Source organism: Streptomyces sp. NPDC005302 (assembly GCF_040607345.1).
GTDB lineage: Bacteria > Actinomycetota > Actinomycetes > Streptomycetales > Streptomycetaceae > Streptomyces.
The window spans coordinates 244,165-259,472 of sequence record NZ_JBEXGN010000006.1; the positions used below are offsets into that span (position 1 = coordinate 244,165).

Consider the following 15,308-nt stretch of genomic DNA (forward strand, 5'->3'; position numbering starts at 1 on the left):
CCCCGAAAGGCCCCGTGCCGAGCGAGGGAGAGCCCCACGTGACCATCGCGCCAGCAGATCCGGCTTCAGTGACCGCGCACCAGGCCCCGGTGGAGACCGACGGTCCGGGAGCCGCGCTGCTGCGGACCCTGACCGACCTCACCGCCGACCTGACCGACGCCGACCCCGGCCGGGTCGCCGCCGCGGCACTGCGCGGCCGGTCCGCCCGTGCCGACGAGGCCGAGCTGCGCGAGCTGGCCACCGAGGCGGCCGCCGGTCTCATCTCCGAGGACCCGGTCTACTCCCGGCTCGCCGCGCGTCTGCTCACCATCAGCATCGCCGCGGAGGCCGCGTCCCAGGGCGTCACGACCTTCTCCGAGTCGGTCGCCGTCGGACACCGTGAGGGCCTGGTCGCCGACCGCACCGCCGAGTTCGTCCGGCTGCACACCGCGCGGCTCGACGCGCTGATCGACACGGAAGGCGACGACCGCTTCGGCTACTTCGGCCTGCGGACGCTGCACAGCCGCTACCTGCTCCGTCACCCCATCACCCGCAAGGTCGTCGAGACGCCCCAGCACTTCATGCTGCGGGTCGCCTCCGGTCTCGCCGAGGACGACACGGCCCAGGCCGTCGACGAGGTCTCCGCGCTCTACGGGCTCATGAGCCGGCTCGACTACCTCCCGTCCTCCCCCACGCTCTTCAACTCCGGTACGCGGCACCCCCAGATGTCGTCCTGCTACCTCCTCGACTCCCCGCTGGACGAGCTGGACTCCATCTACGACCGCTACCACCAGGTGGCACGGCTGTCGAAGCACGCCGGCGGCATCGGCCTGTCGTACTCCCGCATCCGGTCGCGCGGTTCGCTGATCCGCGGCACCAACGGGCACTCCAACGGCATCGTCCCGTTCCTCAAGACCCTCGACGCCTCGGTCGCCGCGGTGAACCAGGGCGGCCGGCGCAAGGGCGCGGCCGCGGTGTACCTGGAGACCTGGCACTCCGACATCGAGGAGTTCCTGGAGCTGCGCGACAACACCGGTGAGGACGCCCGGCGTACGCACAACCTGAACCTCGCGCACTGGATCCCGGACGAGTTCATGCGCCGGGTGAACGAGGACGGCGTCTGGTCGCTCTTCTCCCCCGCGGACGTGCCCGAGCTGGTCGACCTGTGGGGCGACGCGTTCGACGCCGCCTACCGCAAGGCCGAGGAGGCGGGTCTCGCGAGGAAGACCATCCCGGCCCGCGACCTGTACGGCCGGATGATGCGCACCCTCGCGCAGACCGGCAACGGCTGGATGACGTTCAAGGACGCCGCCAACCGCACCGCCAACCAGACGGCGGAGCCCGGGCACACCGTCCACTCCTCCAACCTGTGCACCGAGATCCTGGAGGTCACGGACGACGGGGAGACCGCGGTCTGCAACCTGGGCTCGGTCAACCTCGGCGCGTTCGTCGTCGGTGACGACATCGACTGGGAGCGGCTCGACGAGACCGTCCGCACGGCGGTCACCTTCCTCGACCGTGTCGTCGACATCAACTTCTACCCGACCGAACAGGCGGGGCGCTCCAACTCCCGCTGGCGCCCGGTCGGTCTGGGCGCGATGGGCCTGCAGGACGTCTTCTTCAAGCTGCGGCTGCCCTTCGACTCGCCGCAGGCGCGCGCCCTGTCCACCCGGATCGCCGAGCGCATCATGCTCGCCGCCTACGAGGCCTCCGCGGACCTCGCCGAGCGCAGCGGCCCGCTCCCTGCGTGGGACAAGACCCGTACCGCCCGCGGCGTGCTGCACCCGGACCACTTCGACGTCGAGCTGAACTGGCCGGAGCGCTGGGCGGCCCTGCGGCAGCGGATCGCCGAGGTCGGCATGCGCAACTCGCTGCTCCTCGCCATCGCGCCGACCGCCACCATCGCGTCCATCGCGGGCGTCTACGAGTGCATCGAGCCGCAGGTGTCGAACCTGTTCAAGCGCGAGACGCTCTCCGGCGAGTTCCTCCAGGTCAACTCCTACCTGGTGGCCGAGCTGAAGAAGCTCGGCGTGTGGGACGCGCAGACCCGTGAGGCGCTGCGCGAGTCCAGCGGCTCGGTGCAGGGCTTCACCTGGGTGCCGCAGGACGTGCGCGACCTGTACCGCACGGCGTGGGAGATCCCGCAGCGCGGACTGATCGACATGGCCGCCGCGCGGACCCCGTTCCTGGACCAGGCGCAGTCGCTGAACCTGTTCCTGGAGACACCGACCATCGGCAAGCTCTCCTCGATGTACTCCTACGCCTGGAAGTCGGGTCTGAAGACCACGTACTACCTGCGGTCCCGTCCCGCCACGCGCATCGCCCGCGCGGCCCAGGCCCAGGCGCGGCCCGAGAAGACCATCCCCGTCCAGCAGGTCGCCGACCCCGACGCCGTCGCCTGCTCCCTGGAAAACCCCGAGTCCTGCGAGGCCTGCCAGTAATGACCGACACGAACGACCAGAAGAACCTGCTCGACCCGGGCTTCGAACTCACCCTCCGTCCCATGCGCTACCCGGACTTCTACGAGCGCTACCGGGACGCGATCAAGAACACCTGGACCGTCGAGGAGGTCGACCTCCACTCGGACGTCGCCGACCTCGCGAAGCTGACGCCGGGTGAGCAGCACATGATCGGCCGGCTGGTCGCGTTCTTCGCGACGGGCGACTCGATCGTGTCGAACAACCTCGTGCTGACGCTGTACAAGCACATCAACTCCCCCGAGGCGCGGCTCTATCTGAGCCGTCAGCTGTTCGAGGAGGCCGTGCACGTCCAGTTCTATCTGACGCTGCTCGACACGTACCTGCCCGACCCCGCGGACCGCGCGGCGGCCTTCGACGCGGTCGAGAACATCCCGTCCATCCGCGAGAAGGCGCAGTTCTGCTTCAAGTGGATGGACTCGGTCGAGAAGATGGACCGGCTGGAGACGCAGGCCGACCGCCGCCGTTTCCTGCTGAACCTGATCTGCTTCGCCGCGTGCATCGAGGGCCTCTTCTTCTACGGTGCCTTCGCGTACGTCTACTGGTTCCGCAGCCGTGGTCTGCTGCACGGCCTGGCGACCGGAACCAACTGGGTGTTCCGCGACGAGACGATGCACATGAGCTTCGCCTTCGAGGTCGTCGACACCGTCCGCAAGGAGGAGCCGGAGCTCTTCGACGACAGGCTCCAGGAGCAGGTGACCGACATGCTGCGCGAGGCCGTCGAGGCCGAGCTGCAGTTCGGGCGCGACCTGTGCGGTGAGGGCCTGCCGGGCATGAACACCGACTCGATGCGCCAGTACCTGGAGTGCGTCGCCGACCAGCGCCTGCAGCGGCTGGGCTTCGCGCCGGTGTACGGCTCCGAGAACCCGTTCTCCTTCATGGAACTCCAGGGTGTCCAGGAGCTGACGAACTTCTTCGAGCGCCGTCCGTCGGCGTACCAGGTCGCGGTGGAGGGTTCGGTCGACCTCGACGAGGACTTCTGAGCGTTCGTCACCATCCGGACGCCGGAACGTCCTTGACGCTGGGGAGCCGGGTCGCCTGTGCGTGACCTGTGAGAGCCGGGCCGCCTGTGCGGCCCGGCTTTCGTCACGTGCTGCCCCCGGGCCGCCAATCCCCTTTCCAATCCCCGTCCATGGAGCGGCAAAGTTCTGCGGGCACGGCTGTTCGCAGGTCGTCGGGCCCGGCTACGTTCTGGCCGTCCCTCCGTGTCGCCAGGCAGCGGCACGACGGGACGACTTGATTGGCATGCCCATGACGTAACCCGCCGTAGCGCGGATCACATCGGAGCACCTCTCCGTGAACCGCGCTACGCGCGTCATGAGCCGCCCTTCAGAGCGCCGAGAACCCCCACTTCCGGCTGTGGCACCGCGCAGGACCCCACCCGGGCCCACGCGGCACCGGCCTCGAACCGATGGAGGCGACACCCCCATGCGTTCCCAAGCCCCGATACCCTCTGGCAGACCCGCCCGGAGCCTGCGAAGACTCCTCACCACGGCACTCCCCGCCCTCGCCCTCGGCCTCGCCGGGTTCGCGGCGGCCCCGCCGGCGGACGCGCAGCCCGCGCCGGCCCCCCTGACCTCGCACGCCACCCAGAACTCCAGGGCCCTCACCGACCCCGCCCGGCAGGCCGTCCACGCCACCGGAAAGGCCGGCCAGAAGGTCGCGACGAAGCACCTGTGCGCCGAGGCCGCCCGGCCCGGCACGATGTCCTGCTTCGCGCAGCGCAGGACCGACATCGCCCAGAAGCTCGCCGACGCCGTCTCCCCGGACGCGGCCGCCGCGGTGTCCGGCCTGAGCCCGGCCAACCTGCACAGCGCCTACAACCTGCCCTCGACCGGCGGCTCGGGTCTGACCGTCGCCGTCGTCGACGCGTACAACGACCCCAACGCCGCCGCCGACCTGGCCACCTACCGCACGCAGTTCGGCCTGTCCGCCTGCACGAAGGCCAACGGCTGCTTCAAGCAGGTCAGTCAGACCGGCTCGACCACCTCGCTGCCCACGAACGACACCGGCTGGGCGGGCGAGGAGGCGCTCGACATCGACATGGTCAGCGCCGTCTGCCCGAACTGCAACATCGTCCTGGTCGAGGCGAACTCGGCGAACGACACCGACCTCGGCACGGCGGAGAACGAAGCGGTCGCGCTCGGCGCGAAGTTCGTCTCCAACAGCTGGGGCGGCGCCGAGGCCTCCTCGCAGACGAGCGAGGACACCGCGTACTTCAAGCACCCGGGCGTCGCGATCACCGTCTCCTCGGGCGACGAGGCCTACGGCGCCGAGTACCCGGCGACCTCCCAGTACGTGACCGCCGTCGGCGGAACCGCGCTGACCACCTCCTCCGCCACCCGCGGCTGGAGCGAGTCGGTCTGGAAGACCAACAGCACCGAGGGCACCGGCTCCGGCTGCTCCGCGTACGACACCAAGCCGAGCTGGCAGACCGACACCGGCTGCTCGCGGCGCATGGAGTCCGACGTCTCCGCGGTCGCCGACCCCGCGACCGGCGTGGCCGTCTACGACACCTACGGCGGCTCCGGCTGGGCGGTCTACGGCGGCACCAGCGCCTCGTCCCCGATCATCGCGGGCGTCTACGCGCTGGCCGGCACCCCCGGCTCCGCCGATTACCCCGCGAAGTACCCCTACTCCCACACGTCGAGCCTCTACGACGTGACCAGCGGCAACAACGGCTCGTGCTCGCCCTCGTACTTCTGCACCGCGGGCACCGGCTACGACGGACCGACCGGCTGGGGCACCCCCAACGGCACGGCCGCCTTCACCGCGGGCACCACCACGGGCAACACGGTCACCGTCACCAGCCCGGGCAACCGGTCGACGGCCACGGGCAGTTCGGTGAGCCTGCAGATCGCGGCCACCGACAGTGCGGGCGCCGCCCTCACGTACAGCGCGACCGGCCTGCCGACCGGGCTGTCGATCAACGCCTCCACCGGGCTGGTCTCCGGCACCGCGAGCACCGCCGGCACCTACGCGGTCACGGTCACCGCGAAGGACGGCACGGGCGCCTCCGGTTCGGCCTCCTTCACCTGGACCGTGAGCACCTCCGGCGGCGGCACCTGCACCTCGGCGCAGCTGCTCGCCAACCCGGGCTTCGAGTCGGGCAGCACCTCGTGGACCGCGTCGAGCGGGGTCATCACGACCGACACCGGTGAGGCCGCGCACGGCGGCTCGTACAAGGCCTGGCTGGACGGCTACGGCTCCACCCACACCGACTCGCTGTCCCAGTCGGTGACCGTCCCCGCCGGCTGCAAGGCCACGCTCACCTTCTACCTGCACATCGACACGGCCGAGACCAGCACGAGCACGGCCTACGACAAGCTCACCGTCACCGCCGGCTCCACCACGCTGGCGACCTACTCCAACCTCAACAAGGCCACCGGCTACGCCCAGAAGACCTTCGACCTGTCCTCCTTCGCCGGCTCCACCGTCACGCTGAAGTTCAGCGGCGCCGAGGACTCCTCCCAGCAGACCAGCTTCGTCGTGGACGACACCGCCCTGACGACCGGCTGAGCACGGGCGAGGCCCCGGTCGCCGCGGCGGCCGGGGCCTCGTCGCGCGCCCCGGGGGCCCGATGGATCCTGATCCGCCGGTGGCACGTCCAACCCGCAAGGAGGCCACCCCATGCGTCGAACGACCCCCACCAGGACCATCGCCCTCACCGCACTGACCCTGCTCGTCGCGGCGGGCTGCGGAACGAAGGGCGGAAGCGAGGCGGGCGGAAGCGGCAGCGTGTCGCCGTCACCCGCTCCGTCGTCCCCGTCCCCGTCGTCCCCGTCCTCGCCCGCGTCCGTGCCGCCGTCCCCGTCCCCGTCCTCATCGTCGTCCTCGCCATCGCCTTCGTCCTCGTCCCGTCAGGACTGTGCGGCGGCGACGGGAGAACTCGGTGCGGCCGACACCGGCCACACCTACTGCCTGACGGCCGGGGACACGCTCCGCGTCACCCTGGACGGCACCACACCCCGGCCGTGGAAGCCCGTGAAGAGCGACGGCAGCGGTCTCGAACCGACCAACAGCGGCATCGTCCTCCAGGCCGGTGACGCGTCCGCCGCGTACCGGGCGGTCTCGGCCGGGACGGTCCGGCTGACCTCGTCCCGGCCGATGTGCCCGAGCGATCCGGGCCGGATCTCCTGCAAGGGACTTCAGGAGTGGACGGTCACGGTGGTCGTGACGAAGGCGTGAGGCCGCGGTGGCCGCCCGGCGTCCCTCAGGGCGCCGGCGGCCGCCCTGAGCTGACGGTCCACGCGCCGCTCGCGGGCCAGCCCGATCAGGGACGGGAGCGCCACGAGCGCGAAGATCCCGAGGACGACGAGGATTCCGACGAGGTTGTCCATCAGTGCGTTCATGGACATCAGTGTCCCGTCGGTGACTCCTTACCGTCAGTGGCAGAACTGCCGCACACCCTCGATTACTGCCACTTCCGGTGCACACTGGGGACCATGCTGAACAACGTGGCCGCCGTCCTGCTCGACGGCGTGCATCCCTTCGAACTCGGCGTCGTGTGCGAGGTGTTCGGCCTCGACCGCAGCGACGAGGGCCTGCCCGTCTACGAGTTCGCGGTCGTCTCCGCCGAGGGCCCGACCCTCGGCACCCACGTCCCCGGGTTCACGGTCTCCACGCCGTACGGCCTGGACCGGCTGGAGGAGGCCGACCTCGTCGTCGTCCCCGCCGGGGACACCTTCGCCGTCCGCGGCTACCCGCCCGAGCTGCTCGCGTCGCTGCGCCGGGCGGTGGACCGCGGGTCCCGGGTGCTCAGCGTGTGCTCGGGCGTCTTCGCGCTCGGCGCGGCCGGGCTGCTCGACGGCCGCCGCTGCGCGGTGCACTGGCAGCACGCCGACGAACTGGCCCGGCAGTATCCGCGGGCGGTCGTCGAACCGGACGTGCTGTACGTGGACGCGGACCCGGTGATCACCTCGGCCGGCACCGCCGCTGGGATCGACGCCTGTCTGCACATCGTCCGCAAGGAGCAGGGCACCGAGGTGGCCAACACCATCGCCCGCCGCATGGTGGTCCCGCCGCACCGGGACGGCGGCCAGGCCCAGTACATCGAGCGGCCCCTGCCCCGCTCGCGGTGCGACACGATCGGTGACGTGCTGGTGTGGATGCAGCGGCACCTCGACCTGGAGACGACCGTCGAACAGCTCGCCGCCCGCGCCCACATGGCGCCCCGCACGTTCGCGCGCCGCTTCCAGCAGGAGACCGGCACCACGCCCTACCGCTGGATCCTGAGCCAACGGGTGCTGCTGGCCCAGCGGTTGCTGGAGGCGTCGGACGAGACGATGGACGCGATCGCGAGCCGTACGGGATTCGGCACCGCCGCCGCCCTGCGCCATCAGTTCGTCCGGAGCCTGGGAACGACCCCGAACGCGTACCGGCGCACGTTCAGGGGCCCGGAGGCGGCCTGAACGTGCGCCAGGTGGACGTGCGGGTGGGTACGGTCCGGCCGTGGCCGGACGGGGGACCCGGCTAGCGCGGCTCGGCCTTCAGCCGCAGCTCGTGCGGCCGGAGGGTGATGCCGACGCGGGTCGCGTCGTTGGAGCCGGACACCTGCTCGAAGCGCCAGCGGGAGGCCACGGTCGCGGTGACGAGCGTGAGCTGCGCCATCGAGAAGTGGTCACTGGGGCACTTGCGGTTGCCGACGCTGAAGGGACGCATCGCGTACTTCGGGGTGTCCTTGGAGCGTTCCGGAAGCCAGCGGTCGGGGTCGAAATCCAGGTGCTCCTGGTACGACCGGGGATCGCGCTGGATCGCGTACGGGCTGTAGACGATGTCGGCACCGGCCGGAATGCGATAGCCGCCCAGTTCGGTTTCGGTCACCGCGCGCCGCGTCAATATCCATACGGCGGGGCGCAAACGCATGGCCTCGACGACGACATTGTTCGTGTGCGACAGCTTCCGGACGTCCTCGAATCCGACGGGCCGGTCCCCGACGACGGATTGGACCTCGGCGGCCACCTTGTCCGCCTCTTCCGGGTGTTCGGCGAGGACTTGGAGGAGCCACATGATCGTGGACGCGATGGTTTCACTTCCGGGAGTGAGTATCGCGACGACCTGGTCGTGGATCTCCTGTTCGTCGATGGGGTCGCCGTCGTCGTTCTTCGCTTCCAGCAATGCCGTCAGCAAATCGTCCGGCTTTTGACCAGATGCGCGGCGCTCGGCGATGATCTCGTCGACGAGAGCGTGCAAATCGGCCAATGCCCGGTCGAATTTGCGCATGGACGGGAGCGGGAGCCGATAGAGCGGCCCCGCGGGTATGACCATGCGCTGGTACATACCGCGGAACACCGTCGCGAGGGCAAGGCTGAGCCGCTCGGCGCGCTCGTCCATGAAGCGGCCGCGCAGCAGGCAGCGGGCGGCCATGCGGACGGCGACGCGGAAGGACTCGGAGGTGCAGTCGACGGTCGCCCCGCCCTCCCAGCGGTCGGCGAACGCGCGGGACTCCTCCTCCATGATCGGCCCGTACTCGGGGATGATGTCGGCGCGGAACGCGGGCTGGATGGTCCGCCGCTGGCGCCGGTGCATGGGCCCGTTGGCCGTCGCGACGCCCTTGTTGCCCAGCAGCCCTTCCAGCGACTCCCACAGGGGGCCGCCGATCTCGTAGTCCGGGTTGAGCGCCAGCGCACCGGTGAGCGCGGGGGCGGTGACGGCGTACACCGTCTTGGGGCCGAGCTTCAGGCGCACGACGTCGCCGTGGTCGCGTAGTTGGGTGAAGAAGGCGAGCGGGTCGCGAGCCAGTTTCCAGCCGTGCCCGAGCACGGGCACCCCGCCTCCGGCGAGGGGCGGAGCGGACAGCTCCAGCACCTCGGGCACCTCGGGTCGTACGGACTCGACGGTCATTTCTCACCTGCCGCTTCATTGTTGACGTACGGGGGTGTCGAGCGGTCGTCCCAGCTGTCGACCATGTACCGGCCCGACTCGTGGTGGAACCAGTACACGGAGCTGAACCAGTTCCGCATGTTTCCGACGCACGCCCTCACCGCGGCACTCGTCGCCTTTCCCTGCACGGTGCCGTCCGTGAGGGTTTCGGCGAGCCTTAAGACGTCCTTCTCGGCGGCAAGGAATTCACTGATGCATTCCTCGACCCGGCGCCGGACTTCGGTGACGGCTTCTTCGAGCGTCAGCCCCTGATGGTGAATGAGACTGATGCCGAGATTGTGGACCTCGTCGCCCGCTATTTCCTTCGGCAGTGAGCAGAGGTCGTTGTACCAGGCGGCGAATTCCTGACTGAGCAGTGCCGCCCGGTGAAATGCGGGATGCAGTCGCACCGTGTCGGGGAGTTCCTGTCCCGCGCTCGGTTCGAGAAGGTCGGTCCAGATCCAGTGCGCGAAGGTGAGCCGACGCAGTTCGAGGTATTCATCGACGGTGGGTACGGTGCCGGACGTACGGTTCCGGAATTCCCGGTCGTACGCCTCGATCACCGCGTGGAAGTGGAGCGCGAACCGCTCGTTCCAGTCCTCCCCGAGGAACGAGTACAGCCGGCCCACGCTGTCGGCGAACCCCGCGACCAGGGGATCCTGGTGGTGCAGGTGGTCCCCCGGTGCGTCGAGGGCCGCGTGGAGCTGGAACCTGAGCGTCCGCCAGGCGTCCGCGCGGCCGTGGATGACGTCCCGGTCGTGCCGGTCGTCCCAGACGAAGAACCACGCGCTGTAGTCGGCTATCGCCTGCATGACCTCGTCGGGAGCGCCTAGGTAGTAGCCCGCCATCAGGTCCGTGTAGCACAGACCGTCGGCATATTCCTCGACCTTGTCCGCGGGCATCAGCCGCTTTTCGAGGAGCCAGGTCCGGGTCCTCTCCTGGAGCCTGGGCCAATACGGGTGCAGTTGACGGGGAAACTCGGACTCGATCACCGGGAGAGAGAGCGCCGGTGGGACCGCGATCGCTGTCGGTGAAGAGCCGTGTGAGAAAGCATGCACGAACAAACCCCTCTCAGCCGCCTGTTGGCGCCACGCCCCTCCCGCTGTGCCGGGCGTGCGCCGTTGCGTATCCCCGCACTTCCCATTCAGCACCACAACTGACCGTTCTGGGAACGGATTTGCTCCATTCACTACCTCAAGGTGCCGAGAATCCCCCCTTGTGTGACTGAATCTGGATCACCAGGAGTGCACAAGGGAGCGAACGTGCGACGTACATACGAACGGTGCCTGGTCAGGAGGTTCCCCTGACCAGGCACCGTTCGAGCCGGCCCACGAGGGGCCGCGCGTCCCGCCTGTCAATTTCTGTCACAGCCGTACGGGACGGCCGGAGACGTGCTATGTCAGTCGTTCGCGACGACCTCGTAGCGCGGTTCGTTCTCGGCCATCTGCCGCAGGGCGTCCTTGCGTTCACGCTTGGAGAGTCGGTCGATGTACAGGTAGCCGTACAGGTGGTCCGTCTCGTGCTGGAGGCAGCGCGCGAAGTAGCCCGTACCGCGCACCCGGACCGGGTTGCCCTTCTCGTCCTGCCCGGTGACCTCGGCGTAGTCGGGGCGGGCCAGCGGCGCGTACGCCGTGGGCACCGACAGGCAGCCCTCGTTGCTCTCGTCGAGCTGACGCTGCTCGGCCGGCAGGTCGACGAGCTTCGGGTTGCAGACCACACCGACGTGCCGGGTGCCCTGGTCGTCCTGGCAGTCGTAGACGAAGACCTTCAGGTCGACGCCGATCTGGTTGGCGGCCAGGCCCACGCCCTCGGCGGCGCGCTGGCTCGCGAACATGTCGGCGATCAGCCGGTCCAGCTCGTCACCGAAGTCGGTGACGTCCCTGCACTCCTTGTGCAGCACCGGGTTGCCGACCACCGTGATCGGCCGCGAGGTGCCGCGCTCGCGGTAGGCCGACTCACGCTCCTCGGCCTCCTCGGTGTCGATGACGTAGCCGTCGTCGTCCACGGGAAGCACGCCCACGTGCTGCTGATCGGTGTCCTGCTGGGCCATGACGACGTACGCCTTCCTCAAACCTTCGGAGAATTCTGCGGGTACAGCCTAAAGGGGACCTCAGCAGACCTCTTCCAGGTCCCGCCAGTCCCGGGAATCCGGGCTGTCCGCCACCCAGCCGTCCAGCAGCCCGCGCACCAGCGAGGCGGGCGCCGCGAGCCCGCACTCCCGCTCGGGCACCCACAGCTGCCCGTCGGTGCGGTGCCCCAGCGGGCCGGGGTGTCCCGGCTCGCTGTGGTCGTGCGGGTCCAGGTGCTCCCCGTCGCCCTCATCGGACGGCATCCGCGATTCGGAGCACATCCGGCACAGCAGCCGCACGGACGAGGACCAGTCCTCTGCGGCGAAACCCGCGTCGGCCGCGAGCTGCTCCAGCGCGTCCCGGTCGTCCTCGCTCGCCGCCTCCAGCAGGACGACCCAGGTGGGCACCGGTGAGGGGGCCCACAGCTCGATCTCGTCGAAGACCGGATAGGAGTGCCCGGCCGCCGTGGTCCGCTCGCCGTGCGGGACGCCGTCGTGCAGCACGACCTCGCCCCAGCGGCGCCCGGAGGACGGCAGCGGGATCGACAGCACCTCGATACGGGCGGGGTCCAGCCTCCGCCCCCACACGACCTCGGCCTCGCCCTCGGGCGACAGCCGTACGGCCGCGCTGCCGAGGTCCATGCCCACCGGCTCGCCCGAGACGGCGGCACCGCCGGGCACCCGCAGCCCGTACGCCTGCCAGGCACGGCGGGCCAGCGGCCAGTCCTGCAGAGCGGTGGCCGCGATCCCGACGTTCCACCAGTCGGGTGCGCCGGTCTCGCGGTCGAGCAGCGCCACGGCCCGCAGGCCCGCCGCCCTCGCCTGCTCCCAGTCGTGCCGGAACTTGTGCAGCAGCGCCAGGTTGAACCAGGACTCGGACAGCCAGGGCTCCAGGTCCGCGGCCCGCGTCAGCAGCGCTCCCGCGTCCTCGTACCGGCCGTCGCCGATGAGCGTGAACGCACGATCGGTGGCCTGCCGCCATGAGGCGGAGGGCCGGTGTCGTCCCTTGCCGAAGATCCTCACGATTCCCGCCTGCCAGTTCCTTGCGTTTCCCGCCTGCCGGTTCTTTGAAGAGTTTCTTGAAGACAGTGCGGGCCCGGGCAGGCCCGTACCCCCGAACACCCTCTTCCTCGCATCCAACCACGTACCGTCGGACGGCCGCTCATTACCCATGGGTTACCCAGCCCAGGGCAAGGTCAGACCGGGTCGTGACAGGACCCGGGCCAGCGACTCCACGACCTCGGGCTGGTAGTCGCGGGCGGTCGCGAGCCGCAGCTTCTCCAGGGCCGTCAGCGGCCCTCCGGGCCCTGCTTCCCGGGCCATCTCCTCGTATGCGTTCACGGCGCGGACGATGCGCGCGGTGACGGGCTGCTCGCGGTACGGATCCGCCTGCCGCTCCACCACCACGGCGACCTCCGCGTCCACCCCGGTCTGGCGGACGACGGCACCCCCGAGCAGCGCGATCCGCCGCTGCTCGTCCGGCGGGAGACCCGCGGTCGCTCCGGCCGGCACGGGGTCGACCAGGCTGAGCTGCCCGATGTCGTGCATCAGCGCCGCGTACTCCAGGACGGTGAGGTCGGGCTCGGACAGGCCCAGCTCTCGGCCGACGGCCCGGCTGAGGGCTGCCACCCGCCGGGCGTGCCCGGCCGGGGTGTACCCGGCGACCTCGGTCGCCCGGGCGAGCGAGGCGATCGTCTGCCGGTAGGTGACCCGCACCGCCGCGTACCGCCGGAAGGACAGCTGGGTGAGCAGCAGCGGGAGCGAGAAGACGGGCAGCGCCCACAGCCCGACCACCGCGACCGCGAGCGCCATGACGACCCCGGTCGCGCACACCGCCGAACCGATCCCGAGCGTGGCCCGCAGCTCGTCGCGCAGCAGCGGCCCGAACGGCCACCGGGTCCTCGCGTGCGCCGTCGCCGCCGCGAGCACGGCGTCCCACAGCGTGGTGAGCACGAGCAGCGCGACGAGCAGCAGGGCGACCGCCGGACCTCCCCACGCCGGCAACCTGCCCTGGTTGTAGAGGGGTTGGAAGCAGACGGCGGCGAAGGCGACGGTGAGGACGCGCCGGGCGAGGTGGTCGAGGGTGGGTCCGCGTCCCCGGGCGACGTGCGGGACACAGCCGATCAGGGCCGCGGCGACGACCACGGCGACGACCTGGAGGACGCCGTGTCCGGTGCGCTGCCCCGCGTTCTCGCCGAGCAGCGCGTACGCGAGGGCCCCGGCGGCTCCGAGGGGCGCCGACTCGCGCTCCTCGGCTCCGCTCCAGCGGGCCAGCTCGCCGACGACGACGAGCACGCCGAAGGCCAGCGCCGTACCGCGGTCGTCGAGCCCGTCCCAGAGGGTGACGCCGAGGGCCAGGACGGCGAGGAGGAGGGCGAGGGCGCGTACGGCGGTGACCGTGGCGGGCGGTGCCACGGCCGAGGGGAAGCGTGCGGGACGCGCGGACAGTCCGTGCCGGGGTGCCGCGGTGCTCACGGCGCCCCCCGGCCGAGGGCGTCGGAGGCGTGCGGGGCGGACGTCCGGCCGTCGGGAAGGACGGGCGGGCCGTCGTCCGCGGTCACCGCGGGATGCCAGCCGTGCCGGCCGAGCGACCGCACCAGCGCAGCGACCATTCCGGGGTCGAACTGCGTGCCCGCGCAGCGCTCCAGTTCCTCCAGGGCCGTCGGCACCGGCCGGGCCCTGCGGTAGGAGCGGGTGGAGGTCATCGCGTCGAAGGCGTCGGCGACGGCCACCACCCGGGCGAACTCGGGGATCTGCGCGCCGGTCAGGCCGTACGGATATCCGCTGCCGTCCAGACGTTCGTGGTGGTGCAGGATCGCCGAGCGGGCCTCGCCGAGGAAGGCGATCCCGCGGACCATCTCGTGCCCGTACTCCGGGTGCAGTTCGATGATCCGGCGTTCCTCGGGGGTCAGCGGGCCGTCCTTGCGCAGCAGCCGGGTGGGCACGCCGAGCTTGCCGACGTCATGCAGGATCCCGGCGAAGCGGAGTCCCTCGACGCGGTCGTCGTCCATGCCGAGTTCGCGGGCGATCATCATGGACGCCTGGCCGACCCGCTCGCTGTGGCCGCGGGTGTAGCCGTCCTTGATGTCGACGGCCTGCACGAGGGCACGGATGGTGGCCTGGTGGGCGGCGCGTTCCCGGTGGTACTGGGCGAAGACCCAGCAGGAGACGTACATCGGGAGCAGCACGAGCAGGGCGGCGACGGGGCCGTACGGGCTGCGCCAGAGCACCGCCATCATCAGTCCGGCCAGTCCGTGCGCGGCGACGGGGGCCAGCGAGCGCGCGAAGAGGCCGCGCCAGGCGGTGCGCAGCGGCGCCCGTTCGGCGAGCGCGAGGATGCCGCCGTCGAGGACGGCGAGCACGGCGCAGAAGGTGAGGACGGCGGCGCCCGCGGGCACCAGCGCGTAGGGGAAGCGGGGGGTAGCCACCGCGTCCGGCCCGCCGAGCGCGCCGTACGCCCGGGAGGCCGCCCAGACGGCGACGGCGAGCTGGGCGGCGCGCCAGACGCGGCGCGGGGCGCGCGGTCGCTGGTCGACCCGGGCGAGCAGGGCTCCGGGCAGCGCGACGAGGGCGGCGGCGGCCGGGGGCAGCAGGAAGGCACCGGCCAGCAGGACGGGGAGGAAGGTGCCCATGCCCTGGGGGGTCTCGCCGCCGGGTGATCCGGCGGCGCGGGGTCCGCGTGGCGGCGGGACGTGGTCGCAGCCGGCGTAGAGCACGGCGAGCAGGGCGACGATCCACCAGTGGACGCGGAGGTCCGGCACGGGGGCGAGGCAGGCGAGTGCCGCGAGAACGACACAGGCCACGTACACCCGGGCTCCCGCCGGAACCGAACCCATCTCCTCGTCCCTCCCCCGGTCTCAGGCTCCGGAGCCTAGGACGGGGAAAGCGGCACGTGGACGGGTATGCACGAATCCGCGGGCCGG

12 protein-coding genes are annotated in these 15,308 nt (G+C 70.9%); 5 read left to right on the forward strand and 7 right to left on the reverse strand.

What is annotated here, in order from left to right:
- Positions 1-38: 38 nt before the first annotated feature.
- From ABZT74_RS11785 to ABZT74_RS11800, 4 genes are all read left to right on the forward strand, one after another.
- Complete coding sequence (locus tag ABZT74_RS11785) at positions 39-2,420, forward strand: ribonucleoside-diphosphate reductase subunit alpha (RefSeq protein ID WP_356166546.1); 2,382 nt, start codon at positions 39-41, stop codon at positions 2,418-2,420.
- Positions 2,420-3,439, forward strand: a complete 1,020-nt coding sequence (locus ABZT74_RS11790; protein ID WP_355864719.1) for a ribonucleotide-diphosphate reductase subunit beta — start codon at positions 2,420-2,422, stop codon at positions 3,437-3,439. The genes ABZT74_RS11785 and ABZT74_RS11790 overlap by 1 nt, the downstream gene beginning before the upstream one ends.
- 445 nt (positions 3,440-3,884) lie before the next feature.
- Positions 3,885-5,975 carry a putative Ig domain-containing protein gene (locus ABZT74_RS11795; RefSeq protein ID WP_356434305.1) on the forward strand — a complete coding sequence of 697 codons (2,091 nt, stop codon included), beginning with the start codon at positions 3,885-3,887 and terminating at the stop codon, positions 5,973-5,975.
- Positions 5,976-6,086: 111 nt separating this feature from the next.
- Positions 6,087-6,644, forward strand: a complete 558-nt coding sequence (locus ABZT74_RS11800) for a hypothetical protein (RefSeq protein WP_356434308.1) — start codon at positions 6,087-6,089, stop codon at positions 6,642-6,644.
- Here the strand turns inward: ABZT74_RS11800 and ABZT74_RS11805 are convergent.
- Positions 6,605-6,808: a hypothetical protein gene (locus tag ABZT74_RS11805; protein WP_355864728.1), complete on the reverse strand. Its 204-nt coding sequence runs from the start codon at positions 6,806-6,808 to the stop codon at positions 6,605-6,607. The two genes, ABZT74_RS11800 and ABZT74_RS11805, sit on opposite strands and share 40 nt — an antisense overlap.
- A 93-nt stretch (positions 6,809-6,901) precedes the next feature.
- Between ABZT74_RS11805 and ABZT74_RS11810 the strand changes: the two genes are divergently transcribed.
- The gene (locus ABZT74_RS11810; RefSeq protein WP_356434311.1) at positions 6,902-7,867 is read left to right on the forward strand and encodes a helix-turn-helix domain-containing protein; all 966 of its coding nucleotides are present in this window, start codon (positions 6,902-6,904) and stop codon (positions 7,865-7,867) included.
- A gap of 61 nt (positions 7,868-7,928) precedes the next feature.
- Here ABZT74_RS11810 and ABZT74_RS11815 read toward each other — a convergent pair whose 3' ends face one another.
- From ABZT74_RS11815 to ABZT74_RS11840, 6 genes are all read right to left on the reverse strand, one after another.
- Positions 7,929-9,299, reverse strand: coding sequence for a cytochrome P450 (locus ABZT74_RS11815; RefSeq protein WP_356434314.1), 1,371 nt, complete (start codon positions 9,297-9,299; stop codon positions 7,929-7,931).
- Entirely contained in the window at positions 9,296-10,375 is a 1,080-nt protein-coding gene (gene cyc1, locus ABZT74_RS11820) for an epi-isozizaene synthase (RefSeq protein ID WP_356166533.1), read from the reverse strand. Before cyc1 ends, ABZT74_RS11815 begins: the two co-directional genes overlap by 4 nt.
- A gap of 341 nt (positions 10,376-10,716) precedes the next feature.
- Entirely contained in the window at positions 10,717-11,367 is a 651-nt protein-coding gene (gene def / locus ABZT74_RS11825; protein WP_355864740.1) for a peptide deformylase, read from the reverse strand.
- 60 nt (positions 11,368-11,427) lie between these two features.
- Positions 11,428-12,408, reverse strand: coding sequence for a hypothetical protein (locus ABZT74_RS11830; RefSeq protein WP_355864743.1), 981 nt, complete (start codon positions 12,406-12,408; stop codon positions 11,428-11,430).
- 153 nt (positions 12,409-12,561) lie between these two features.
- Positions 12,562-13,743: an HD domain-containing protein gene (locus tag ABZT74_RS11835; protein ID WP_356434460.1), complete on the reverse strand. Its 1,182-nt coding sequence runs from the start codon at positions 13,741-13,743 to the stop codon at positions 12,562-12,564.
- 113 nt (positions 13,744-13,856) lie between these two features.
- Entirely contained in the window at positions 13,857-15,221 is a 1,365-nt protein-coding gene (locus tag ABZT74_RS11840) for an HD-GYP domain-containing protein (protein ID WP_356434319.1), read from the reverse strand.
- Positions 15,222-15,308: the final 87 nt, after the last annotated feature.

Bases quoted from the DNA above. Each gene is read 5' to 3' on its own strand.
- def (WP_355864740.1), bottom strand. From the start codon at position 11,367: ATGGCCCAGCAGGACACCGATCAGCAGCACGTGGGCGTGCTTCCCGTG.
- ABZT74_RS11795 (WP_356434305.1), top strand. From the start codon at position 3,885: ATGCGTTCCCAAGCCCCGATACCCTCTGGCAGACCCGCCCGGAGCCTG.
- ABZT74_RS11815 (WP_356434314.1), bottom strand. From the start codon at position 9,299: ATGACCGTCGAGTCCGTACGACCCGAGGTGCCCGAGGTGCTGGAGCTG.
- ABZT74_RS11800 (WP_356434308.1), top strand. From the start codon at position 6,087: ATGCGTCGAACGACCCCCACCAGGACCATCGCCCTCACCGCACTGACC.
- ABZT74_RS11840 (WP_356434319.1), bottom strand. From the start codon at position 15,221: ATGGGTTCGGTTCCGGCGGGAGCCCGGGTGTACGTGGCCTGTGTCGTT.
- ABZT74_RS11790 (WP_355864719.1), top strand. From the start codon at position 2,420: ATGACCGACACGAACGACCAGAAGAACCTGCTCGACCCGGGCTTCGAA.
- ABZT74_RS11810 (WP_356434311.1), top strand. From the start codon at position 6,902: ATGCTGAACAACGTGGCCGCCGTCCTGCTCGACGGCGTGCATCCCTTC.
- ABZT74_RS11805 (WP_355864728.1), bottom strand. From the start codon at position 6,808: ATGAACGCACTGATGGACAACCTCGTCGGAATCCTCGTCGTCCTCGGG.